Annotated in this window: 21 protein-coding genes and 5 tRNA genes; 3 read left to right on the plus strand and 23 right to left on the minus strand. The window is 40.1% G+C overall.

The genetic code is table 11. The features are described from left to right. Positions 1–42: 42 nt before the first annotated feature. The 15 genes from L2764_RS04365 to L2764_RS04435 form a co-directional block, all read right to left on the minus strand. Entirely contained in the window at positions 43–912 is an 870-nt protein-coding gene (locus tag L2764_RS04365; RefSeq protein WP_248939027.1) for a contractile injection system tail -fiber like adhesin, read from the minus strand. Then, positions 913–5,271, minus strand: coding sequence for a baseplate J/gp47 family protein (locus tag L2764_RS04370; RefSeq protein ID WP_248939028.1), 4,359 nt, complete (start codon positions 5,269–5,271; stop codon positions 913–915). 15 nt (positions 5,272–5,286) lie between these two features. Beyond that, positions 5,287–5,700, minus strand: a complete 414-nt coding sequence (locus L2764_RS04375) for a gp25 family contractile injection system sheath assembly initiator (protein ID WP_248939029.1) — start codon at positions 5,698–5,700, stop codon at positions 5,287–5,289. A gap of 73 nt (positions 5,701–5,773) precedes the next feature. After that, positions 5,774–6,073 (minus strand): PAAR domain-containing contractile injection system baseplate protein, encoded by a 300-nt coding sequence (locus L2764_RS04380; protein WP_248939030.1) that lies wholly within the window; start codon positions 6,071–6,073, stop codon positions 5,774–5,776. Positions 6,074–6,248: 175 nt separating this feature from the next. Then, the gene (gene vgrG, locus L2764_RS04385; protein WP_248939031.1) at positions 6,249–8,039 is read right to left on the minus strand and encodes a type VI secretion system tip protein VgrG; all 1,791 of its coding nucleotides are present in this window, start codon (positions 8,037–8,039) and stop codon (positions 6,249–6,251) included. Between the two features lie 108 nt (positions 8,040–8,147). Continuing rightward, complete coding sequence (locus L2764_RS04390) at positions 8,148–8,789, minus strand: CIS tube protein (RefSeq protein WP_248939032.1); 642 nt, start codon at positions 8,787–8,789, stop codon at positions 8,148–8,150. An 11-nt stretch (positions 8,790–8,800) separates the two neighbouring features. After that, entirely contained in the window at positions 8,801–8,968 is a 168-nt protein-coding gene (locus tag L2764_RS04395) for a hypothetical protein (RefSeq protein ID WP_248939033.1), read from the minus strand. A 2-nt stretch (positions 8,969–8,970) separates the two neighbouring features. After that, positions 8,971–9,444, minus strand: a complete 474-nt coding sequence (locus tag L2764_RS04400; protein WP_248939034.1) for a phage tail protein — start codon at positions 9,442–9,444, stop codon at positions 8,971–8,973. 80 nt (positions 9,445–9,524) lie between these two features. Further along, on the minus strand, positions 9,525–9,998 hold the full coding sequence (locus L2764_RS04405; RefSeq protein ID WP_248939035.1) for a phage tail protein: 474 nt from the start codon (positions 9,996–9,998) through the stop codon (positions 9,525–9,527). A 68-nt stretch (positions 9,999–10,066) separates the two neighbouring features. Beyond that, positions 10,067–11,620, minus strand: coding sequence for a contractile injection system sheath protein (locus L2764_RS04410; RefSeq protein ID WP_248939036.1), 1,554 nt, complete (start codon positions 11,618–11,620; stop codon positions 10,067–10,069). A gap of 2 nt (positions 11,621–11,622) precedes the next feature. Next, positions 11,623–12,501: a contractile injection system cap adaptor gene (locus L2764_RS04415; RefSeq protein WP_248939037.1), complete on the minus strand. Its 879-nt coding sequence runs from the start codon at positions 12,499–12,501 to the stop codon at positions 11,623–11,625. Position 12,502: 1 nt separating this feature from the next. Further along, on the minus strand, positions 12,503–13,087 hold the full coding sequence (locus tag L2764_RS04420) for a contractile injection system cap protein (protein WP_248939038.1): 585 nt from the start codon (positions 13,085–13,087) through the stop codon (positions 12,503–12,505). Positions 13,088–13,518: 431 nt separating this feature from the next. Continuing rightward, the gene (locus tag L2764_RS04425; protein WP_248939039.1) at positions 13,519–14,997 is read right to left on the minus strand and encodes an ATP-binding cassette domain-containing protein; all 1,479 of its coding nucleotides are present in this window, start codon (positions 14,995–14,997) and stop codon (positions 13,519–13,521) included. Positions 14,998–15,215: 218 nt separating this feature from the next. Further along, positions 15,216–15,875, minus strand: a complete 660-nt coding sequence (locus tag L2764_RS04430) for a DUF2987 domain-containing protein (protein WP_248939040.1) — start codon at positions 15,873–15,875, stop codon at positions 15,216–15,218. Continuing rightward, complete coding sequence (locus L2764_RS04435; RefSeq protein WP_248939041.1) at positions 15,853–16,680, minus strand: glucosaminidase domain-containing protein; 828 nt, start codon at positions 16,678–16,680, stop codon at positions 15,853–15,855. Before L2764_RS04435 ends, L2764_RS04430 begins: the two co-directional genes overlap by 23 nt. A gap of 178 nt (positions 16,681–16,858) precedes the next feature. Between L2764_RS04435 and yvcK the strand changes: the two genes are divergently transcribed. Further along, positions 16,859–17,764 (plus strand): uridine diphosphate-N-acetylglucosamine-binding protein YvcK, encoded by a 906-nt coding sequence (gene yvcK, locus L2764_RS04440; protein ID WP_248939042.1) that lies wholly within the window; start codon positions 16,859–16,861, stop codon positions 17,762–17,764. 103 nt (positions 17,765–17,867) lie between these two features. Here yvcK and L2764_RS04445 read toward each other — a convergent pair whose 3' ends face one another. Next, positions 17,868–19,067 carry an amino acid aminotransferase gene (locus L2764_RS04445; protein WP_248939043.1) on the minus strand — a complete coding sequence of 400 codons (1,200 nt, stop codon included), beginning with the start codon at positions 19,065–19,067 and terminating at the stop codon, positions 17,868–17,870. Between the two features lie 214 nt (positions 19,068–19,281). Then, complete coding sequence (locus L2764_RS04450; RefSeq protein ID WP_248939044.1) at positions 19,282–19,578, minus strand: cupin domain-containing protein; 297 nt, start codon at positions 19,576–19,578, stop codon at positions 19,282–19,284. Between the two features lie 327 nt (positions 19,579–19,905). Here L2764_RS04450 and L2764_RS04455 point away from each other — a divergent pair, with 327 nt between their 5' ends. Further along, complete coding sequence (locus tag L2764_RS04455; RefSeq protein WP_248939045.1) at positions 19,906–21,240, plus strand: hypothetical protein; 1,335 nt, start codon at positions 19,906–19,908, stop codon at positions 21,238–21,240. A gap of 393 nt (positions 21,241–21,633) precedes the next feature. On the opposite strand, the gene L2764_RS04460 is transcribed toward L2764_RS04455, so the two are convergent. From L2764_RS04460 to L2764_RS04485, 6 genes are all read right to left on the minus strand, one after another. After that, positions 21,634–21,719: transfer RNA gene (locus L2764_RS04460), tRNA-Leu, on the minus strand. A gap of 134 nt (positions 21,720–21,853) precedes the next feature. Next, positions 21,854–21,939 (minus strand) — tRNA-Leu (locus tag L2764_RS04465). Between the two features lie 135 nt (positions 21,940–22,074). Next, a tRNA-Leu gene (locus L2764_RS04470) sits at positions 22,075–22,160 on the minus strand. Positions 22,161–22,243: 83 nt separating this feature from the next. Beyond that, positions 22,244–22,317, minus strand: a tRNA-Cys gene (locus L2764_RS04475). A gap of 51 nt (positions 22,318–22,368) precedes the next feature. After that, positions 22,369–22,444: transfer RNA gene (locus L2764_RS04480), tRNA-Gly, on the minus strand. A 302-nt stretch (positions 22,445–22,746) separates the two neighbouring features. Beyond that, positions 22,747–24,183 carry a glyceraldehyde-3-phosphate dehydrogenase gene (locus L2764_RS04485; protein WP_248939046.1) on the minus strand — a complete coding sequence of 479 codons (1,437 nt, stop codon included), beginning with the start codon at positions 24,181–24,183 and terminating at the stop codon, positions 22,747–22,749. Positions 24,184–24,934: 751 nt separating this feature from the next. Between L2764_RS04485 and gap the strand changes: the two genes are divergently transcribed. Next, complete coding sequence (gene gap / locus L2764_RS04490) at positions 24,935–25,942, plus strand: type I glyceraldehyde-3-phosphate dehydrogenase (protein ID WP_248939047.1); 1,008 nt, start codon at positions 24,935–24,937, stop codon at positions 25,940–25,942. Positions 25,943–26,319 lie beyond the last annotated feature (377 nt).

A 26,319-nucleotide genomic window follows, 5' to 3' on the forward strand; every position in this document is an offset into this window, starting at 1 on the left:
CTGTACGCTACCTATCTGTCGCATCCGCTTTTTATATTAGCTTTATTGCGATCCATCCACTGGCAATTGACTGTCTGCCATATACTCATCAAACCAAAGGCGTGTCATGTGATAACGGATCACCATCCCCTCACCATAACGGGTGTTTGAACGCATTTGTAAATAATAGGGCCGGTAAGCACCATGATCATTATCATTCGCCTTAACCTCTATCCAGCGTAATTTGACTTTATCTGCCCGAGAGCCATAAAACGCATGATATGCATGAATTTGTTTCTTCCAATTAAAGAGATTAAACCAGCGAGAAAACCATGATGCGTTAGGATTACAGGTATTTAAGGCTATCGCATGCAGTAATCCATATCGTCCACTGCGTTTTATGCCAACACCAGCCATGATTTCAAATGCTTGGCACCCTTCTAACAAGGGGGTAATATTGTACCAATGCCCATCAGCCTTAATATAAGGAAGATGATGGCTTTCTTCATCAAACAAACCTCCCATTCGTCCCTTCGCTTTAACAATGCCATTCACATCTAAACATTGAGCCGGAGAGGTGCGGTTGATCCCAACGTGTCCTTCTTGAGTTAGTGAAAATATACTCTGCTGAGACGGCTTATCAACTTGCGTCTCTAATGGGTTATGAGCACTGGGCTGAAATAAAAGTGAGTCAGTCGCATCATCGAACCTAATCGACCATAACGTTGAACCATTACCTTCTTCACGATAAAAGCTCATTAAACTTGCTGACTCCCCTAAAGAAGACACTTTAAATCCTTCTGATTGCGTTTTATCAAATCCTTCATCGAGTGTATTTAAAGAAGAATCAATCAAGTCTGAAAAATGTTCCGATGAAGGCAATGCCCCTTTCCTAAAATAGTTTTTTAAGGTACTGCGATTGCGTTTCGCCATTTACTTCACCTCATTACTCTCTTCGGGCTGCTGTTGACAGCTTTGGCTAGATAAATCGTCACCAATAATGAAATTCTCACCGACCGTTAACGCATCGATCCCCGTGATACTTGGCGCTAAATAGACTTCTTCCTCGATACATTCAATCATATGATGCTCAAGTGACATTAAAATACTCCAAGGTCGACTAGGAAAAATATCCGTTTCAAGCACCGCGATAGTGGGGGATGCCTCTTGAGAAGTATCTTGCCGCATATTTTGAGCAGCAGTATTATCGAATGCCGAGTCTCTTAACTGATAATAAGGCAACAGACTGTCTTGCTCTTCAACAAGATGTAATACCGATAATTGAGTCACAAAACTAACGTAATCCAATTGATGAATAAAAGAGTCAATATCTTTCGTTTTAACATGCCAACCTAAGCCTAGATTACTATTTTTAACGACAGCGGTTTCCAACCCCGTCTGTCCTCTATTCGCTTCAGTCCAAGGACATAGGTATTCACAAATATCATGATTTAATTGGGCCATTAACGCCCCTTTATTCATATTGGACGTAAACTTAACCTTGCAGCGTACTTGAAGAGACTCATATTCAGGTTCTCGTACTTCCACTTGAACAAATGCCGAGCAGAGATCCTGAACAAATATTGTTACTTGCTTTAAGAGCACATCACTTAAACTAACGGCATTGCAACGTCCGTGGTGACATTGAGTCACTTTAGGCCTGACTACGATCAATAAATGCCCAGGAAAAACACCTTGTTTGGGATACACAATATTAGGTAAACAAGCCACTTTATCAATATGACTAAAAGCTTGTAAAATAAGGCGTTCATAATCCCATGTACTGATCGCGCGACCTTTATGCCTTAACCTTTCACTCGCTCTTTGAACCAATTCCCATTGTTGCTCTTTTCTATGCCCCCCAAATACAGGCGTTTTTTGATCTATTGTCCCCATTTCAGCAATACTGGGGATCGCCCGCCATTTATCACTGATGGTGCCACCTTGCGCAATGGGTGCTTGTGGCGCTCCCTTATCAAGGTTGCCTGTGGATGGAAGCTTGCGCGTCACCGTCGCCCCCTGCACGGAAACACTGTAACACTTCGAAAATAATGATAATGTATTATTTGATACCACACTTATCCAGAATAATCCTGCGGGCATGATTGAATGAATTTGATTAAGGGCTTCCGGTAAATCTAAAGTCACAATCCCAGAAGTCAGTAGGCCTTGCGTGGAATCTGAAAGCACGTTTTTATCGGATAATGTTTTCCACTGATTATTCATTAGATATAACCAGGTTAACGATGGCTCCGATCGTTCATCATAACTCTCTTTTTTTGTATTATGGGACAAGGTGCTATTTTCTTGATCCATATTAGAATCAAGATGGAAAAAAAGCTGAATAACCCCACTTAAAGATGTCCCCGATAATCCAATAAATAAATGCCCATCAGCGCGATATCGAGGAAATAAATAGTGCCTCATGTCTTGACTAGACACTCTTTTTGGCGATGTTGACGAGTCGGTTTGAAAAGGATAAATGCGTTCAAAACCAAAAGGATGAATATGAACAACCGATTGTAAGCTTTGCATGTTCATTTGAGTATGAGAAAAATCAATCATGGCACTGGCTTTATAATTAAGACTAAACCGTTCAATAATCGGAGTGTAAGGTAAATTAGGCAGCGGTCTTTGATGGCGTTTTGTCTTCGCATTGTCAACCAATAACTGGGTTAATAGAGGCGTATAATCACGATGTCCAAAGCCCATTTTAGGTGACACTAACGTCAGTTTAAAAAAGCCGCCTCGACTCTTTAAATTATAATCAAATGAAGCACTGTCAAACACCTCTTTTTTGTTTCGACTAGGCTCAAACACACTGTCATAATTAACATTAGCAATAATATGACTTTGACTGCGTAATACGTCCTCATCCGACGCACTAAATAATAAATAGCGTTTATGATCAGAGCACCATCCGCCTTCTTTTAACCAACCCAGTTCAACGAGAAAATGCTCATTGACGATATTGTCAGGGTATTGTGCATAATGAAATGCAAAACCGGTTTTCTCTGTAGGCAGTTCTGACCAAGTGATCGTCATGGCAATATGCTTAATATTCTTCAATGCCATTTCATGACTACCGAAAATAAAATGAGACTGCAGACTCGCTTGAGCACCAAAAGGATGAAAAGACTTACTCGGATCGACTCGGCCATGCTGATTATAAGCGACCAGCTCAGTGATCCCAGCGACATCCACCTCAAACTGAATACTACTGAGTAATAAGGCCCTAAAAATGGAATAAGGGAAAAAAGTCGCTAAGGGATTGATCGTCAATTGCACCCCTGGCGAAGGCATTGTCCAATCTTGCCCATTAAACTGACAAGCATAAGGCATCAATGCAGGAAATGAGGGGGGTAAGATCAACGTAAACCTAAAACCATACTCCCCTTCATCATGATTGACTAACGGATGTATTTGATATTTTTGAAGTGATCTCCAGCCAACCTCCGTGCTTAATTGAATATTAAACATGGTTTCATAAAGCTGATAAAAGGTCAGTAAGCGAGACTGACTCAATAAGCGCAATAATCTGGACAGATCTTTTCCATCGAGAAGTGACGTCACTTTCTTTTTTACTAAAAGGAGATCGGTTTCATTGAGCCAAGGTTGACATTGTTCAATGGATGTTTCATCCATTTTCGACGTTTCAATCGAAAGTGTGTGGCGACTAAAAAGTCGCCCCAATAATCGATACAGCAATGGTACGCTCTGGCAAGACGTTAATAACCCCAATAAGTAGTACTTATATAAACTCCGCCTGAGTGAATGAATATTCTTTTCAGATAATAATGTTTGTAAACTGGCCTCATCGAGACGAAAGGCATTGTCATGAAAATCCGAATCAACATCGAGTAGATGGCTAAATATGGCCATCAATGCATGCTGTTTATCTTTTTGAGTACCAGCCAGACTCAATGCATTGAGTTGATCGGCTGGGACAGAATCAGGTTCAACTAAAGTTACCGCAATTTCAATCGTTCTTTGACCTTCCTTAAGCAATAGAACAGGATCTGTCACCACCAATCCTAATTCGGATTGTTCAAATATCACATCGGGATCCTTCCCATGACCAAATAAAGAAAATCCTCTTTGTCGCTTACCGATGAGTACCTCATCACTCTCTTTGACCCCATCTTGCCCCCATCCCTGCCAATGACGCACACCTGTCACATAATGCAATTCGCTCTCAGGGGAAATAAGTGGATCTCGCTGTAAGTGTAAAGTGCAAATTTGTTTGACCAATACGTCAGTCAACCAGATCGCCTCATTCGTCTCATAGAGGCTTTCTTGAAATGGCTTATCTTTGCCACTGCTAAACACGGTCCCTTTTGGCAATAATACGGATCTTTTGACGCCTTTCGCTAAACTCAAGACTAAATAAGCTTGTTCGCAATGCTCACTCATCGGCTCAAACTTTAATAAATCGCAATAATAAAATTGCCGATGCTTAACCGTAAATTGATTAAGCTCATCTTGAGCCTTCCCAAACAGTTTTAGAAATGCCATCAATAATCCGAGAGCGGGATCATGACGATAGCTTTCTATCGCTTGTTGAAAATAGACCTGAGTTTCTAATTGTAAATAATCAATACTATTCATCAACGTTGAAAAACAACGATACAGTTGCGTTTTGGCATCGTCTCTATAAAGCTCAATGCCATCACACTCTGTATTATCTGTACTTTGAGGATCAAAAGTCGCTTGATAACAGGTCGCTATTTTATCTCTAAGCGTTTTTGGCCAAAATGCACTTAATGCATTAACCTTTTCTAAACTGATTTTTAATTTGTTTTGCTCCGTTCTTACCTGCTGACTCGCTGAAAATGCCAATGGCATAATGCTCAAAAGCTCACTGCCCAGCTTCATATCAACCACGGAAATGATTTTTAGGCATAATTCATTCGCGAACTCACTCTTTGACTTTTGCAAGGCATTAATATAAAAATCAATATCAATGAACAATTCAATGCATTCATTAACCGCACGATAGCGATCGATTTCTAAGCATTGATTGAATCCAGCCATTTTAGTGCTGCAATCAAGCCGTAACATCATCGCCATAATCACCACATCATGAGCGGTAAATAATCCTCCCCAATGTCCCACACGATTATGCGTTAAGTCATAATAATGTACTTGCTCGGCTATTTCTTTAGCCAACAAGAGTAAATCCTCAAAGGACATTTCATCCACATGAAAAAAGCCTTCTACTAGCGCTTCGCTCAAGCGATTGGCTTGAGTCGTACCGATCATGCGAGGCTTGTTATTAATGGCTTTTTGCAACAGTCACTCCTAAAGCTATAGATCGACCAAGGTGCCTTCTAGAATATAAAAAGGATACACTTTATTGCGTCTAGAATTAGTGGTAATCACGGTATAGTCCAGATGGATACTGAGTCGGCCTTCAAGGCTTTGATGAGTATCAATATCAATCTCTTCTAATATTATTCGAGGCTCGAAAAAAAGAATGGCTTGCTCAATAGCATGCCTTATTTGGGTTAAGATAGACTGGTTGATCTCTTCAAACACCATGGCTTTAATCCTACAGCCATAATCTGGCTGCATGACTCGTTCACCCGGTGTCGTAGACAATAGAATGGTTAAGCTTTCATCGATATCATCGACATCTGTCACCATTTTCACTTTTCGATCATCAAAGCTGAATTCTGGGGGAAAACACCAACCACGACCTAGGAATGTATTATCATCCATATTTGCACTTCCTTGTTTAACTTAACCCTGTTTAACCTCACCATGACCTCTTATAAAAAAGCGGGCTAACACCTTAGCCGCCTATCACAACAGTAGGCGCTCCGAGTACAATGCTGCCACCGTGTGCGGTACTGTCTCCCATTCTTACTGCAGGCTTTCCTCCAATCATCACCGTTGCACTGCCTTTGATAATACTATCGGGTGGCCCCACACACACACAAGAATCACCCAATACTGACGCTGGAAGCTTCACAATTAATACCGTAGGCTCTCCAGGGCCGATAACGGGCCCTCCCACATGAGGAATTGGCGGCAATCCCGGCGTCACCATCGGACACACATGCATATCGGTTAATCTTGCCGCTGGTGGCATCGCTTTCTCCTAAGCTTTCTCCTTGTAGCCTTGCCTTGAATGGCTTTTTTGAATGACCCTGTTCAACTTTTATCAACCACTTTCAACAACTAATCATCTCAACATCGTTAATCAGTTAATCAGTTAATCAGTTAATCAGTTAATCAGTTAATCAGTTAATCAGTTAATCAGTTAATCAGTTAATCATAACGATAGCCCCTTTCACAGTCGTTTGCCCCGAAGCCGACAACTCTGCCGTCGCACTGCCTTTTCCAGTAAAGCCGACCTGCGCTTCCATATTCACGTTCAAACCTGAAGCCGATAAATCGGCATTTGAACTCAAGCTCATTTTACCCTCAGACTCAAGAGACAAGGTCCCTTGAGCACTGATCTTAATGTCTTTTGGACTTTCAAGGCTGATGCCACTGCTACTCAATTCAACCTTATTATTGTTTTGATCTTGTAATAAAATGGATTCATCTTTATCACTCAATATAATTTTATTATTCCCAGGGGTAATGACAGTAATGACTTTATTTTCATCATCAAATTCAATTTTAAGTAAACTCTTGGTCACAATAGCTTTAATATTATTTTCAGCACTCAGTTCATCAGGGGGCGATCGCTGACTACTGTATAAACTCCCCAAAATCACCGGCTCACTTGGATCTTGATTAAAATAGCCTAATACGACCTCGTCACCAATTTCAGGAATAAAGAAATTGCCAAAACCTTCTGATGCATAATAGGTCGACAGTCTTGCCCAAACGCCTTGGGTCTGCGCTTGCGCAACGGGAACCTGTACTTGAATACGATTTTGCTGAGCGGGATCCTCATCCAACTTTAACACCACACCGATATGTAAACCTTCAATACCAGGGATCAGCCCAGAAGCCGCTGGAGGGGCTAAATCACGATGCTCAGCAGACCAATTAGGCGACATACCAAATTCCACTTCCGTTAACCATTGTCCATTACTTAATTCATGGTGCACTTGACTGACAAACACATCACCATTAAAACGATTACCCACCCCAGCGACTTCCACCAATGAACCAATCATCACCTGATCATTACCTTGAAAAGCCATATTACCCCGAATACGAGATAGCCCTGACTTAACTTGTTGACCTGTCGCCCAATCTTTTAATGCCGATTGCGCCAAAGCACTGGACGTCTGTAGCCGATACTCTGACAAATTTAACGCCTCAGCCAAATCATCAGTGGTTAAATCTCCCTGACTATTCAAGGTTTGTGCTGACACTTCTGCTTCAATACTGGCTTGATTCTTACTGTCCCAGCTGATCCCCGTCACCGATTTAAATTGATATCTTGCATCGATATCGGCATTAAAACGGATCAAGTCTTCCCCATAAGTTACCGTTAATACAGCAGAACTTGATACTTTTGGAGCATTAACACTGACTTTGCCATCATCCACACACACGACAAAACCATTCACTTCCGCCCTTACCAATAAAAAATCCCAATCCGTACAATTAAATTGCACTAACTCTGGATATTCCGTCGTCGTCGCAGTGACATCAGCTGAGAGCCCTGAGGATTGACCTATCAATGTGGATATGATGTCACTGTCTTTTTGATCAACGTAATTATTACTCTTACGCCCCAAGGTCATCGCAACGGCTTTATCTCGGCATTCAACCACTAATCTTGAATCATTTTGCTGACCAATACTGATCCCGTGACGGATCACAATCCCGCTGTAAATTTGGCTTAAACTGCCCGCATAGCCGGCTTTAATCACAATTTCGGCACCCGGTTTGAAATCATCTTGATTACTAATAATAAAGTCTTTGGTTGGCATATCCCCATCTTCAATAACAATCTTTGCCTTTGAGATTTGATTAATCATCTTGCTCACTTCAATAGACAGCACATTCACCGTATCTTTTAACGGCGCGCCATTAGTGGTGATACTGTAACTCAGTACACCGTCACTATTGGCTAAAGGTGATGCCGCCATAGCGCTTCCTTATTAATATTGTGCTTTTTAATGGAATACCCCTTAAGCTAGAGATCGCTAAAATCGAAAAACGCTAAATGAATCCCGATTCATTTAAAGCCATTCGCCTTAATCTAAAGGCGGAAAATAGAGCTGACTACCGGGTGTTAAGGGACGAAAATGCGTTAAATCATTAATCCTAGCGATATCAATGTAATAACTACTATCCTGATACACTTGATGACACAATAAAGGTAGAGTATCCCCCACTTTAACGTCAATAATATGACTCAAGTCAGGAGACGAACGCTTGGCCTTTAAGGCTTCTTCTTTACTGCTCATATAACCAATAAAAGCCAACTGAATTTTAGCTCTCAATGGCGTACCATCAGGTTTAAATAAAGTATATTCCACTTTAAAATTCGTCAACCGACAAACAAAGTGAAACGTTCCCCAAATCACATTCACGATATTAGGCTGATGGATATCACCGATATAATCATAAATCACTTTTTTTAATTGGGTGATCTGTGTTGCCACATCCACTGCGCTTTTCGTTTTGACCACACCGGTTCCATCGATAGTGATATTAAAATCAAGATTTTCTGAATTATAACCGGCAAATTTAGTCTCTAATCCCGATGTTCCCAACGGCTTATTTTTAGAATCATCATATTTGATCACATAATGATGATTAACACTATTGGGATTAATCATCACCTCAAATTGACTGCTTTTATCTTGGGTTTCAATGGTCAGTTTTTGTGCCATTATGCTATCCTTTAGCGCTCTCTTTGATCATTGATTTTTTGCTGCACTAATCGCATCTCTTGCTTTAAACGCGCTTCTAATTGTCGCTCATCAAATGCGTCTATCGCTAATGCAGTGTCTTCTATCCCCTTGCTTTTAACCTGAGATTTAATCACCATTTGCTTCACTTCAACTGACATAATTACATCACCCTGTTTGAGTATTGATAGCAGAGTTCAATTTCCTCGATGGCCACTTCATTCTTGGTTGAATGAAACCCATCAACCTTCCAATTAACAGGATAAGCCTGAAAAAAATTCCAACTGCGGATCACCGTGCCTTTTTCTCCCAACAAATGAACCGACAGATCTTTTGGTACTAATGGGCTTTTAAAGTCTCCCTCAAAAAACGTTTTGCACCATTTCACTAAGAAAGAATCTAATTCTGCAATACCCCGTTTAAACACAACATTGGTGTGCTTTACCGCCTTAGGAAGATGGTAACTAAACCGATTCTCCCCCCCTTCAAAAACCTCATCAGTATCGAGCTGCGAACCAATACCTGAGATCTCCTGAAAGGCCGTATCCGATTTATTTTTAGCCCCATGAAAAGCCACCTTAAAATAAAAAGCGGGAATGGGCCAAATATCGTTATTTTGTGTCTCACCCGGCATCATTCACCCCCTTTATTTTTAGCGATATCATTCGCGGCACTTGCACAACTCGTCAATAAACAGAACAAACACCGCAATGAATATTAAGAATTGGCAATCACTAAACCTTCATGGGCTAACTCAATGGTTTCCACCGCCACCTCATTTCCATCTGATTTTAAATCGGTCCCAGTGATCTTCGTCGGCCAAGCATTGGATAAAGTCCATACCATCGTCGGGGCGCCGGTTTCATCAAGTAAACTAATGGTCACTGCCGTTCTGGCCACCGTGTTCATCTTAATTTTGCTATACCAGTCGTAAAACTTGTTATCTTTAACAAAAACCCCTTTCTTTAACGTCACATTGCTGGATTTCACGATCCCTGGCATTTTAATGGTAGAAAACACCTTATTATCGCCTGCGCGATACTCAATGACTTGTGCCTCCACGTCTAAACCAGACACTTCTTGAAATGAAGACACCATACCTTCGCCTGCACCGCCTGCCCATTTCACTTCAAAATAAAACTTTGATATAGGCCAAACCGTTTCCGATTGTGCTGATCCATCATCTGCCATAGTCTTGCTCCTTTACAAAATGAATAAGTCAAAATTGATTAATCGCAAATCGAGTTACGATCGTCCTTTTATGATTTTTGCATTTGCTGTTGGAAAGTAATCTCAATAAATTCAGCCGGACGCGTCACAGCCACTAACACCGAGACCCGTAAAATGCCTTCAAGAATATCCTCACTGGTCATGGTCGTGCCTAAGCCAACACTGACATTAAACGCATCCTCAGGAGAGGCGCCCGCTAATCCCCCTCGTTTCCAAATGCCAGTTAAGAAGTTAGTGATCATGCTGTTAATCGTTACCCAAGTATTGGCAGTATTGGGTTCAAACACATAAGCTTTAGCCGCGAGACGAATAGACTCCTCAAGCATAATGAGCGTCCGCCTCACACTAATATAGCGCCAATCTAAACTGTTCCCATCTAAGGTTCTCGCGCCCCAAACCAGCGTCCCTTCACCGGTAAAACCTCTTATGGCATTAATGGATTTACCTTGAGTGGTCACATTTAAATCTTCTTGTTCATCATGAGAAATATTCACCGCTGGCGACACGACCGCATTTAAGCTGACATTGGCAGGCGCTTTCCAAACGCCTCTCGCATTATCGACCATAGTATAAATACCAGCCATCGCGGCAGCAGGAGGTAATAAATTCAGTGTATTTTTAATTTCCAAGAGTATTTGTGAATATACTGGGCTCATGGTCGTTAAGGTTTTATGCAACAATTTTTTCTCAGAAAGACCATCAACCGTACTTAAGCTACTGATCTCTGCTTCCATTTGTGTTTTCTTTGCCGCTCTTAATTTATTGGCTGGGGTGGCTAAATCATCTTCACTTAACCCTTCTAAATCTTTAAATTGATTAGCGACCTCTTGGGTTAATAGATCACTCAACATTTTCATATCATCGAGATTTTCAAAAGAAAGATCATTGTCTTGCACAATCGTTGTGTTCAGCCATGGATAATAAGCTGCTGAATAATCTAGATAATTAATACCGAGTTTAGAGCGGAAGCTATCAATACAATCACCATCTGGGGATTGTCGATCTTTAAAGCCATTATAGACATCTAAAATAGCCACTCTATTTTTCATCACCCCACCACAATGAGATAGCGCGGCCTGCTGAACACTGATGCAATCATCTTCTGCGAGCTGAACCACTTCGGGTATCACCACCATTGTGGGCTCTTGCTCTTTGAGCAGAGGCGTGATCCCTGAGCGTAACTTATCGGCTTCAATATCATCGCCATAATGACCCACAGAAACTATGTAACAAGGGCCGCCGCCATTTTGAAAGAAGAGTAACATACTATTATAAAGCGAATAATTTGTTCCCGACTGACTCACTAAATAGGCTTTATCATCTAAAGTGAATGCCGCTTCTTCTAAAGCATCTGCCGCTTTTTCAGCAATCGCAAAGGATGATTTGGGTGCTTCGCCGTAGTACATGCGAAACTCAGCCATTGAGGTGATCCGCCACGGCTTGCCCGATAAGCTTTTTCCCCCATTATCCGCCCGCTCCGTATAGCCGATAAAAGCGGGTACCGCCGTCGCAACTTCAACGACCGAATTAGGAAAAGCATTTTTTTCGACAATATAGACACCTGGAGTTTTCATCACACCCATGATTAATTCCTTTTAAATGAATAGTTAATAAATATTTCCGATATTTCCGCTAACGTGTTATCAATCGAGTCATAATATCCTTGCCCAGCCAAAGCAATAGGCAAACGCTTCACAATAACCTTACTGCCATTAGCTTGTTTATCAATGAGTTGGAAACGTCTTTTACCTCTATGCTCTAAAGCCAGTGGGATACTCGAGCGAAATCGTAGCATTGCCGTATTGTTATCCTTATCAACATCACTGGCTTGTAATGCAAAAGCACATTGATCATTCATGTCTTGAATAAGGGGCTCTCCGGTAAAATCATGCCCAGTCAACGCGTACTCCCAAAAAGTCGTACGGGTTTTGAAATGGATCATTAAGGTTGGTGCCAAGAAAGGCTCTTTATCATTATGACTAAAAAATCGGGGATCGTTTTTTGATATTGCGATATTCACTAAACACAACGGCTTCTTAAAAGGAATATCATCAGACGATAGACCGATATCAGCCATATCATTGAGACTTTTAAAATCATTATTCGACACGCATTTTTTTTTTGTTAATGAATAATCTAGATGACTTTCAGGATCCAGTTCAAAATAAAGTATCTGTTCATCCTTTAATACATTAGGCGTGGTATAACGAGAAAAACCCTCATCTTGGCAATATACGAAAAATGTTAACAACAAGGGTTCATCGGCCATAAATAATTTCAATTTTTCAACACTATTTTCATCCGCTAATATATAAAACCCTTCAATACTGTCTCTAAAAACAAAATCTGCATTCACTGACAGTTGCTGTGTTTCTATTAAAGGTTCAAAAATAATATTTTGACAAATATTGTTTTCAAAATACTCATGTCTCACTTTAATTGAAAAGAATGGAGTGTACCCCATATTAATTAGCCTGCTGATGAATACTGTAATCGGGTTTGGAAATACGGGTTTCTCTAGACTCTGGACTGTCAGGATCAATACTGACCAATCTTATTTTATATAAAATGGAGGGCATATACTTGGCCCCAATCATATTCCATAAGCTACACATTTCTTGGCTTTTCACGTTCTCAATATCTAAAATAAGTTTATCTATACCCGCTGACAATTCAGGTGAGTTTTGATGGTTAAACATGTTTCGTTGTTGAAAGAAAGCAACTGCTGTTGAAATAAATTTCAATGATTCAGGATAGTTGTCACCATTAAAGTTGGCACATACAAGCAAATAAACATTAAAATGGATTGGTAGCGCCTTACTCAAACTCGTTGCAGATATAGATGATTTGTGATGGTTTCGCCCTTGTACTGATGTTTCTTTTTCTAAATTGACCACACACAACACTAATTTATTATTGACTTGAGGAATAATAGAGCCATCTTGTTCAACTAAATTAGAAATAATCACAATATCTTCATTTATATCAAAAGTGTTTTTGATATACTGATTTAATTGCAGTGCAATGAAATTAACACACGAAAGGATCATCAATACGCTCCACCTATATCACTACTATCATCTCATCGCGACTATCCAGCATTGATACATTAACGGCCAGTATTCATACTCAGCAATCACATTTAAACGTTAAAAATCACCTCTAAAGCAATAATAAATTTAGTTCTCACAGCTGTAAAGTCAACAAGGTAACAACAATAATAAGACTAAATTTAAATAAAAAATAAATATAACTCAAGGTAAGTAAAGATTAAAAAATAAATTAATGCTAAAAACTCAGGAATAACATCAATACTATTGAACTAGTCATAAAGGATTAACAGTGTTATCAAAAACAAAAATAGAATGTAGGTAGTGATTTATTGAATGAGTGACTTATTTTGCAACGGTCATTAAAGGCTGTCCGATCGGTAAAATTCAATCACTCTATAGAAAAGCCTATTATCTTTAATCAAAGGATCTTATTCAGGTTGTTCTTTTTTATGCATAACGCTCGTTCGATAACAATCAAGCGCCTCATCATATACAAAGACTAATTCATGATGAACACTGTCTAAACTATCATTCTGATAATGAGAAACATAAAGTAACTGGCTCAAGTTTTCTTTTGCAATCAACTCAAGAGTATTTTTCATAAGTCTTCGCCCCAAATAATCAAGTCCTTGATAAGGTTCATCCAGTATTAACAACCTTGGTTGCTTAACAATCGCACGAGCAATCAAAAGGAGTCGTTGCTGACTATAAGCTAGTTGTCTAAAGCTTGTCTTTTCATATTGACTCATGTGTAAAATGGCTAACCATTCTTTGGCTAATGCGAGCTCTTTACGTGTCGGTTCACTGTATAAGCCAATGGAATCGTAAAACCCTGATAGTATGACCTGTAATGCGCTACAGTTGACGCGATATTGCAAATGTAATGCTGAGGAAACCATGCCAATATGCTTTTTTATCTCCCAAATGGTTTCGCCTGAGCCACGTTTTCGACCAAAAATATCGATGTCATTACTGTAACACTGAGGATGATCGCCAAAAATCAACCCTAACAGCGTGCTTTTACCACAGCCATTAGGCCCTTTTATTTGCCAATGATCACCATTCTCAATGCGCCAATTAACACCCGTAAAAAAAATATTATCAAGGTAATTCACTTGACCATCTTTAATCTCAAAAACAGGATTATCAAATTGAAACGGGTGTTGATGATGGCGAATAAGTGCCATCATTTTCTCACTTTGCTGCATGGATTGCGCTTTGATTTGGGTGATCAAAGGATGTGTATTCCAAGTGACTTTATCCATCAAACCTTCAAATCCCCCCTGATTAAACAGCGCAATATGCTCTATCCAATCCGGCATGTCTTCTTCACGGGAAAAAACCACCATCATTTGTATGGGTCGCTTCACCCTTTGTGATAAACGCGTAAAGTAACGAACCAAAGATTGGCGATGAGCAACATCAAGCCCCGTCAATACATTATCAAGTATTAAAAAGTCAGGTTTTGTGGCCAGTGATCTAGCCAACATAACACGTCTTGTTTCTCCAGAAGAAAGTTGTCGAAAACCACTGTCCTTAAGGTGTAATAAATCCAATTCCATCAATAATGATTGTGCTAATTCATCATTTTTACACTCTTGATAAATAAGAGTGTAAACACTTGTACCTGCATCAATCACATCAAGAAAATCGGTTTCATCCTTGGCCAACTCTTCCTCTAATAAAAGTTGCTGTCTACCCAAAGAAACTTGTGCAATTTTCCCCTCTGTTTTACTGAATTGTCCTTGGTATGCCAGTGTGCCACCTAACACATTAGCCAGTAATGACCCCACCTCTCCTTCAGGGCAAAAAATAGCCCATGACTGATTATGCTCAATTATCCAACGCGGTATTGTTAATATTGAGCTCTCATCTTGAGTACTAAACTGCTCAAACGTTATTTCCATTAGAAACCTTACCCTTTCGATAACTTGACTATTTTTATACTCTGCTCATCGATAGAAAGCAATGAAGGGCTATGTCGCACTGAACATAGAATGTAGGTAGTGATATTTGTTGACGACAATTTAAAAAAATGCTGGATCGAGAAATTAAATAAACCAGAAGATAAACTCTAAGGCCAGTAAGCGAGCTGATATCAGCTCGCTTACACTCAACACCATTGTTATTGTACGTTTGCTTCGATCCAAGGGCTGATTAATTTAGGTTTGTGACTAAAATAAATACGCGAAAATTGCTCAACCTCTTTATGGCCTAAATGATATTTCTGACCCACATACACTTCTATTCCATCAATAGACACTTGGGTTGGTTCATTAAATTCAACATTTAATCCAGAGATAGGATCAGAAAAATATCTCATTGGAAAACCTTGCATATCACTTAATAAAGTATCCATTTCAGTTTGTATTTGTTGCACTTCAGCCGCATCATAAGATAGCTTTGGCGTTTTAACCCTCACTTGCATCATGAGACTGCAATCTTTTGATTCCCCTTCAATATCCATATTGATCAAGGCCCTATTCGATTTTAATTTTGGATCATAAGGAATGTATAGCTGTTGAGCATCACTATAAGCTAAGGGGTAAGTATTATTCTCCGTCGCAATATTCCCACTTAGAATACGGCATTTATCTTTATTGGGGACTAAAAAAGCCACCTCAACCAATTGAAAATGCCCTTTATTGACTTTTTTGAGTCGTTGATAAAAACCTTGGTATTCTAACGAAAATGGGGCTGCATAAGCACAAAATTGAGTAAATATAAGACAACTCAATAATAACTGAGTCAGTAAGAAACGATTAGACCGCAGGTTTTTGTTCATGATTTTCCACTAAATATTTTTTATTATGTCGTAACAAGCTCAATAGCTCATTAATATACGCCTGTTGACGCTCAGAGTAATTGATTAACCCATACACTAATTGATCCGCTATTGGTGTTTCTCCTTTTTCCCGTAGATCGGCTCTAATTTTACGAAATAAGCTATAAGCCGCATTAGAATTTAAATTACGCATATAAGCCGCTACCGAAGCTTCAACACTACTGAATACAGCCACTTCATGAGATAACCCTTGGCTTCTCGAACGAGGGACTAAACCGCAACCTTTCTTATAACACCATTGCCCAAAGAAATTAAACCCTTCACGCGCAAAACGTGAACTCCCCCAGCCTGATTCTTTTGCCGCTTGAATTAACACTAAAGGATCAGGAATAATATCGACTCTGATCAGTAAAGCATTTAACGTCTGCTGATTGAGACTTCTTAGGGTATATTGGTATTTTTCAGTAATTTGGTTCAAACGAAACTCTTCTGCAGTCGTTAATGTTCGCCCTTGTGCTAATTCAGTGCGTATTGAAAATAAAAACTGCCGTTCATCACTAATAATGGCATTTTGCTGATGAACTAACGGGTTTAAATAACGAAAAAAAGCCCGTTTTTTTTCACTGATCGTTGCCATATCCGCAAAATTAGGGATCTTATTGGCTTGCGTCGCATTCTTAGTTAGTTTCTGACTTCCCCCCTCTTTCGTTGAAAGTGATGGAATGAAAATCAGGCGCACCACAACAAACAGAATAATGACACAACCTAATACAATTGTAATACGTCCAAGTTTTCCTGTTTTCACGCTGACTCCTTATTATAAAGCCTACTTATCTTCAACGGGCTTGGGTATAAGTAGACAAATTCAGCCTATTATATGCTAGCTTAGTTAAGATTACATAGCTAAAACATCGAACAAACATGTATAATGTGTTTTCTTTATGTTTTAGAAATGACTTAAACACTCAAAAGGATTGGCATTTATGAAACATAATGCACTCAATCGCTTTAATCATGTTGTTGCTATTGGCGGAGGCCATGGATTAGGGCGTGTGCTCTCTTCTCTCTCTTTTTTAGGCGATCGTCTCACTGGTATTGTCGCCACCACAGATAATGGCGGTTCAACAGGCCGTTTACGAGCTAGCCAAGATTGTATTGCTTGGGGAGATCTCCGTAATTGCCTCTCTCAGTTAGCCGAACGACCTTCTATGGGAACCTTATTATTTGAATATCGCTTTTCGGGTGACATAGAATTGGCAGGGCATAATTTAGGTAACCTTATTTTATTAGCATTAGATGAACTCTGTGTCCGTCCCCTTGAAGCTGTTAATTTGATCCGTCGATTACTCAAAATTGAAACAAGAGTGATCCCCATGTCAGAACAGCCGACGCATTTAGTCGCCATTGAAGCTTCTGGTAATCGGGTCTTGGGTGAATTAAACGTTGATAATATGACCGATAGGCCCACCGCACTGTCACTAGAACCTCAAGTCACCGTTACCGCTGAAGCCTGTGAAGCGGTAAAGGAGGCAGAATTGATTATTTTAGGGCCCGGCAGTTTTTTAACCAGTATTATGCCACCTTTATTACTGCCTGAATTTTCCCATGCATTAGCGCAATCAAAAGCTGAAATAATTCTAATTGACAATCTAACAGAGGAGCCCTCTCCTATCAGTCATTGTAGTCTCAATGACAAACTGGATTGGTGTCACCAAATATTAGGGGTAAAAATTGTTGATAAAGTCTTATGTCATGCCGATATGCCTTTTCAACAGCAGGATACTTACTTTTATCCTTTAAGAAGTAAACATCATATCGCCTTACATGATAGATTAGCGTTAGCCGATGCATTATCCAACATGGTTTCATTAAAAGCGATGACAGCCTAACATTACTGCCTATTTAAAATACGAAAGAAACATTAAAAAAGGACGATATCAATCGTCCTTTTTAGTGCCCTTTTAAGGCATCCTCATTAATATACTAACCGTTTTAGACCGCTAATACCGCCGCGATGGCTTTACAGATCACCGGCATATTGGTTTTTGTCATACCCGCAACACTGATCCGCCCCGAGCCCACAATATACACGCCAAACTCATCTCGTAATTGCTCAACCTGCGCTTTTGTTAAGCCAGAAAAGCTGAACATGCCATTTTGCTGAGAAATAAAGCTAAAATCTTGTGTCACGCCATGAGCTTTCAACGACTGAACAAATAATGTACGCATTTGACCAATGCGCTCTCTCATCTCTTGCAACTCAGATAACCACAAGGCTTTAAGTCCACTGTCGGCTAAAATCGTACTCACAATCAAACCACCGTGTGCTGGCGGGTTTGAATATAAACCACGAATGGTACTCTTGATTTGGCTAAAACTATTCGATGCTTGTGTTTCATCGTTACCGACGACCGTAATCGCTCCGATCCGCTCATTATAAAGGCCAAAGTTTTTAGAAAAAGAATTGGCCACTAACAATTCAGGAACGGTATTGGCAACCACTCTTAACCCTTGTGCATCTTCTTCAACGCCTTCACCGAAACCTTGATAAGCAAAATCAAACAAAGGCACTAATGACTTTTCTAAACATAAATCCGCCAGCTGTTGCCATTGCTCGATATTTAAATCAATCCCCGTTGGGTTATGACAACAGCCATGTAATAAGACTAAATCCCCGATATTAGCTGAAGACAAATCCGCAATCATCGCCTCAAAATCTAAACCATGCGTTTGCGCTTGATAATAACGATATTGTTTAACCTCAAGACCAGCTGAGCTAAAAATATTTTGATGGTTGGCCCACGTAGGATCACTCACCCAAATGGTGCGGACGGGTGTATGACGCATCACAAATTCCGCAGCAACACGTAGTGAGCCCGTCCCCCCTGGCGCTTGCGCCGTAAACACTCTTTTGTCTTGAATAACTCGATGCGCTTCACCGAACAATAAACCTTGTACCGCCGTATTATAAGCGAGTACGCCTTCCATGCCTAAATAGCTTTTACTGATCTCTTCGCTCAATAATTTGGCTTCAGCCATTTTCACTGACTTTAAAATGGGCGTCTGACCTGACTCATCCTTGTAGATCCCCACACCAAGGTTGACCTTATTAGTGCGCTTATCTGCTTTAAAGGCATCGGTAAGACCTAAAATAGGATCAGCAGCGGCACGTTCAACCAGGGAGAATATCATGACAGTTTTCCTCAAAAGAATAATAAAAAGGGTCTCATTTCTGGCTTAGTTATACCATTGTCCCGAGGACTCTCAAAGAGAGATTTCATCCTTATTATGATATTCATTAACAACTGTTGTTTTAACTATCAAATGTGACTTTTTTTTACAAAAAATCAAAATTTATCGCCACCCAATGTAACGTATCCCCACGGCCACGAGGTGCGCAGTGATGCTAAACCGTCGGTGTCCATTTACCACTATCAATATAGCTGGCTTCTGAATCACTAGGCCATGGTGGCATAGTGATACAGATGAATTTCAACTCTTTATTGGATACATTACGGTACTGAAAAGCGGTTCCTTGTGGGATGTCGATTGACGTGCCGGCAACAAGTGTAGTGACTTTATTTTCAGCACCATTATCTCTCCATATTTCCCCATTCCCTTCCAAAACGTACCAAAACTCATTAATAGTCGCATGAACAACAGCCTTATTGATTTGAAAGGGTCCGAGTGTACTATGGATCATACCACCCGCTCCCCTCCATAATAAAACAAACATCGGCGCCAGCTGGCGATCGTGTATCTGGTTTATCGGCTAGTGCTGTTGTTTTCATCTGTTTATTTTACCTTCCATGTTAATCACCAAAATGGCTTAGCTCGATAAAGCGAAAGATACAAAAAAGCCCTGACATAAGTCTAGCGCCACTCGCTTAAGAGCAAGTGGCGCTTTTTCTTTTATATCTAAGTGGGGATTGTTTCGTGACATTTTTAGTAACAATTATAACAAATGAATTTATAAATTACATGCTAGAATCATATCCGTTGATTTAATATTAGAGTATTGGAGTATCTGATGAAAAAATTGATTATTAGCATTCCCTTTATTATTGGTTCAGTTCTTTTATTCTCATCATCATTGTTAGCTCAGCCGCTAAAGAGCTCGTACATGAATATAGATTTGGAATTTTCTGCTCCTACTAACATGGAGATAGTTAATTTTACCCCTGGGCCTTATCCCTACTGGCCAGGAGGGGATCGCAATGTAAACCCAAGATCTGCGACGAACTTTTCATATCACTGCCCACAGGATAACGACTCAAACATTTTGAAGTGCAGCATCAGTTTCATTCGCGGAACATATATGAACCATGAACCGTTGGCTTGGTATAACCATTACTACCAATCTCAAATACAAGATGGCCTTACGTGTCAAAATACCTCTGATGAGAGGGGTGTGGACCCCAATTCTAGAACGTCTAAGTTTGCCTTTATCGGCATGCTTGATTTAGCATATAAGCATGATAATGGAACGGTATCGAAATTTTCTACTCCACTTGTAATACAGCACCTCGGGTCGTTTTATAGAGTTGGTTTTGGGCTGAGCCTCCCGCAAGTCGCTGATAATGCAAGATGCATTAAAGTTAACCATAGTGAACTAGCTATGATTGTGAGGATACGAAACGAGGACAATGAAACACTTAGTGCACAATTTGTTACCCAGAGAAACCAAAATATTAATGATCAAAAGATGCTTGTGAATATTAATACCGCATCTATTATGGAGAAACCCCCACAGGTTCAAATAGCCAATAAAACTGGCGTATTCAATGTGTTGACAGCCACAAATGATCCAGAGTTCCAAATAAATGCATACATAAACACTACGTCACCCCTTCATGACTTGCCAGTCTTAAAAAACAATCAATATTTTATATCTACTCAGTATACTCTGGAGCGAGATCTGTGCGAGATTAGATTGTCTAAATTTGGCGTACCACAAATCGCTGCGCAAAATCCCGACAATTTTGGTAATGGTTATTGCACCATTTCAAAAACTGGGCCTAACCAAATCGACACATTTCTGGGTATTGCGCCTACTACTAGCCCTACAATTCAATTGGCCAATCACACTAACGAAAGTGTTATTTTACAAAGTCTATTAGAAACTTATCCGCAAAGTTATTCAAACACTAAACGCATGCACATCGAGGAGCGTCAATATACACTTACGACCGCCGATGGCTCGCCAATGTGTCAGATAAGTAAGTCTACTTATAATGTGCTGACAGTTATAGAACAATATCAGCCTGATCTTTATCATTGTCATTTGACTGGAACCGGAAACAGTAATTGGATTATTGGAAGCGAAAACAATCCATACCAACTAGTTATTGACCCGCTAGAATAAGTAGTTTGTAAGTTCGGCTTTGATTGACTGCTTCCCCCCTCTCCTTACACTTATAGGGAGAGGGGGCGCAGATCCCTCCAATATTCCTCTTCAACCCATTCTAATATGGGATATGCTTACTAAAATGCATCAATCTCATGCGCTTGGCAAAACTCGGAAGTAACATGTAGTCCTTTCAACAATTCAGACATAAAAAATCGGCATTATGACATGAGTCAGGGCTTTGATGAATGGTGCCCGAGGCCAGACTTGAACTGGCACGCGCATTCTATAGCAAGAGTGCGAGGGATTTTACACTCCTTGTGTTACCCAACTCAACACCTTGATATTCATTGGAGGTATTAGCATAGAGACAAAAAAGCCCCGACTAATATCGAGGCTTATTCGTTTAACTGGTGCCCGAGGCCAGACTTGAACTGGCACGCCTATTGAGCGAGGGATTTTAAATCCCTTGTGTCTACCGATTCCACCACTCGGGCAAAACTGTTACTCTCAACATTTTTAAGAAAGTGGGAACAATCCCCTTTCATTGTTAACAGCATTACTTCGGTAGTCGTAATACGTTATCAACTCACTTCCTGTTATTAACAATGTCAAATTGTTAACCTAAAATTGGTGCCCGAGGCCAGACTTGAACTGGCACGCCTATTGAGCGAGGGATTTTAAATCCCTTGTGTCTACCGATTCCACCACTCGGGCAAAACTGTTTACTCTCAATGTTTTTAAGAAAGCGGGAACAATCCCCTTTCATTGTTAACCGCATTACTTCGGTAGTCGTAATGTGTTATCAACTCACTTCCTGTTGTTAACGATTTCAAATCGTTAATCTAAAATTGGTGCCCGAGGCCAGACTTGAACTGGCACGCCTATTGAGCGAGGGATTTTAAATCCCTTGTGTCTACCGATTCCACCACTCGGGCAAAACTGTTTAAATAAGATAATACGTATTATCGGAAGTTAATACTGTCATTCCTTTTTGAAATGACTCACCTTACTCTATATTTGGAGGCGCGACCCGGAGTCGAACCGAGATCGACGGATTTGCAATCCGCAGCATAGCCATTCTGCCATCGCGCCAATTCTTCCTCTATTTCAACTTCAGTATAAGCCTAAAAGTTATTGAAATATTGGAGCGACATATCGGGTTCGAACCGATGACCTATACCTTGGCAAGGTATCGCTCTACCAACTGAGCTAATGTCGCCTTAATCAAATGCATCTGTACTGACTGCTATCACATTGTTATTCAAAACATCCCCGACAACACCTAAACGCTACTGAGTTAAACCGCTAAACAGTTTGTTTATTTCGCTTCGTCTTGACTACGGAATGGCATTCTACCGATTTGTTTTTAAGAGTCAATCAACAAAATGATTTTATTGGTTTGTTTGCTGCCAAATCAACCAAGCTGTTGTTTTTTTGATTTTTTTGATTAAATATAAAACGCCCTAACTCATTAAGGCGTTCAATATTTTATCTTTCTAGCAGCAAGGTTAAACAAAAACGTTAAAGGTGAGGCAGGGATTGATAATTTAATGCCAACATTTTTTGCATCACGCCAACCACTTGACAACTATAACCAAACTCATTGTCATACCATACATACAAAATGGCACGCTTGCCCTCAGCAATCGTCGCTTGGGAATCCAGTACGCCAGCATAGCGAGAACCCACAAGATCACTCGACACTATTTCTGTTGATCCAGTAAAATCAATTTGATTTTGCAATTCAGAATGTAATGCCTTATTGCGCAAATAATCATTAATATCAGCTTTATCGGTTGCTACATTTAAATTTAAATTAATAATGGCCATAGACACATTGGGGGTTGGCACCCGTATGGCATTGCCGGTTAACTTCCCCTCTAATTCAGGTAATGCTTTCGCAACCGCTTGTGCAGCGCCCGTTTCAGTGATCACCATGTTCAGTGGCGCACTGCGTCCGCGTCGATCCGCCTTATGGTAATTATCAATCAAGTTTTGATCATTGGTATAAGAGTGGATCGTTTCGACATGGCCATTAATAATGCCATATTCATCATTCACCGCTTTTAACACTGGGGTAATCGCATTAGTGGTACAGCTGGCTGCAGAAATAATGGTGTCTTCTGATAATATATCCGCTTCGTTAACACCATAGACAATATTCTTAATCTTACCCTTTCCTGGAGCCGTTAATAACACTTTTGCCGCGCCTTTGGATTTAAGATGTAAGCCTAAGCCAGCTTCATCCTTCCAAATTCCCGTATTATCAACAATGAGAGCCTCTGCTATGCCATATTGGGTGTAATCAATTTCATCAGGAGAATTTGCATAAATAATTTGTATATAGGTGCCATTGGCAATAATGGCATTGTTTTCTTCATCAACCGAAACGGAGCCATTAAAAGGTCCGTGAACGGAATCGCGACGTAATAAACTCGCTCGCTTCTCTAAATCACCTTTACGCCCACCACGAAGTACTATCGCACGTAATCTCAGTTTGTTACTGACTCCACTTCTTTCAATTAATAAACGCGCTAACAAACGCCCTATACGGCCAAAACCATATAGAACGACATCTTTTGCTTCATCATCATTATTATCATTGATAGCGGATGCCAACACATCACTCATGTAAGCATCCAGTTGTGAAACATCTTGATATTCGCGCCAATAATTAACCGCAATTTTGCCAATATCCACTTTACATTGCTTAACCGCTAACCGAGTCAAAGCCTCGATAAAAGGCAGACTATCACGTAATCTCAGCTTCTCGCCAACATGATGACGAACCAAACGGTGAGCTTTGATAATATCAATAGTCGAAGCATTTAATAATGGCCTACCATAAACAACAACTTCAACACCTTGATTACGATATAATTTTCCCAACAAAGGCTGCATAGCCTCTGCCATTTCAAAACGTTCTTGCCAGCTTTGCAGGTGTTTATCAGCGCTCATTTACAAATCCTTGATCTCATATTGCTGTCGAAAAACAGAACTCATTGAGTAACAAAAAGAAAGATGATTATTCATATTAAAAACGGCTCTATTGTAATGAAAAGCGTCTCGTCAATCTAGTCATGGCATTTTGATAAACATGTAATTTAATTAGCAATAAATGAATTTAAAGGGGGTTATAGCTCATAATTTTGTAATGTTTACATCATTTCTTGATTTTAAGCCTCCGATCCCCCCAATTAATACTGAATAACGCTTTTTTATTACAGTAAGATAAAAAGAAAAAACACCTTTTATTATACTGACAGATGAGTAAATAGGCACAGATAGAAGTTAGAGCTGATTTTCCAGCCTCATACCACCGATTATCTGCCAATAATTGGCTTAGCGTTCTTATTCATTTAATCGATAAAATTTGATCTGTTTCTCAGATAAATGACCTTAATGAGTAAAAATAACGCAGGAAGAATAGAAGTAAGCTTTACTATAGCCAGTGAAATAAAAATGATACTGCGGCTTACTTTCACTTAGGGAGCTAGGCTGTGAACTTCTTTGAGCAACGCCACCTCAGTCTAATGATAAAATAATATGCCTCTTTGTACTATTTAAAAGCGGGAAATGTGCTCAATGTAATAAAAAACCCTTTTTTTTCGCCCAAATGGGGTAAATAATGCGATATAACTTGACGATTTCTGTCAATTTGGTAATTTTATAACTAATTTCAGTTTATACATGACTTGAGGGATATGAGATGACTATCCGCGTTGCAATTAACGGCTATGGCCGTATCGGCCGCAATATTTTACGTGCACTTTATGAAAGTGAAAAAGATTACCCTATTCAAATCGTTGCTATTAACGATTTGGGTGACGCTTCTATTAACGCGCATTTGACCAAGTATGATTCTGTTCATGGACGTTTTAACGCCAAAGTGGAACATTCTGATGGCACCATTTTCATTAATGAAGACAAAATCGCCACTTTCCAAGAGCGCGATCCTGCCAATCTTCCTTGGGCAGAACTCAACATTGATGTGGTTTATGAATGTACGGGTATTTTTACGTCAAAAGAAGCGGTGCAACCTCACCTCAATGCCGGCGCTAAAAAAGTTATCATCTCAGCACCGGGGAAAAATGTCGATGCGACGGTTGTTTATGGTGTGAATAATGATGTTATCACCTCAGATATGACTGTTATTTCAAATGCATCTTGTACGACTAACTGTTTAGCGCCTTTTGCTAAGCCTTTGAATGATGAAGTGGGTATTGAATCAGGTCTAATGACCACTATTCATGCTTATACCAATGATCAACGTCTTTCTGATGTCTATCATACCGATCTTCGTCGTGCACGCGCTGCTGCCGTCTCAATGATCCCAACACAAACGGGCGCAGCTGCTGCTGTAGGCTTAGTGGTGCCTGAATTGAAAGGTAAGTTCGATGGCCTTGCTGTTCGTGTCCCAACGATTAATGTCTCTTTGGTTGATTTATCTTTTATTGCTGCACGTGATACTAGTGTCGAAGAAATCAATGCCATTATTGAAAAAGCAGCACTCACTTCGCCATTAAGTGAAGTGCTTGCCGTCAATCATGAGCCTTTAGTCTCCATTGATTTCAATCACAACCCTTATTCATCAAACTTCGATGCAACACAAACTCGCGTAAGTGGTCGCCTTGTTAAAGTGATGGCTTGGTATGATAATGAGTGGGGATTTAGCAATCGCATGCTAGATAACACCGTGGCATTCATGAGCGCATAACATAATAAGCCGTAACCGCTTAATATGATAAAATAAAGACCTGTCGCTGACAGGTTTTTTTATACCATATTCAACCCCAAACTCAATGAACAAATCCGAGAACAGTTCAAAGTCACTCTGTGCGGGTTTCAAAACACGTTTACTGTGCTGGAGACTTTCAATATACGCCCTCATAGATGGGGGAAAGTAGAGCGACGTTTAAACCAAAGCCGAGCACAACGATGAGCGGTCAAGGATCCATTTACCGCCATGGTCGTTCACTCACATCCATGTGATCACGACATTTATTATCTGACCTCTATGGAGATAGGAAAGGTTTTATTGTTGTCTGGAACAACAAAGACCTCACGAGCAGAGGACGGAAATGTCCGTTAATG

The sequence above is a fragment of the Shewanella surugensis genome (assembly GCF_023284005.1).
Lineage (GTDB): Bacteria > Pseudomonadota > Gammaproteobacteria > Enterobacterales > Shewanellaceae > Shewanella > Shewanella surugensis.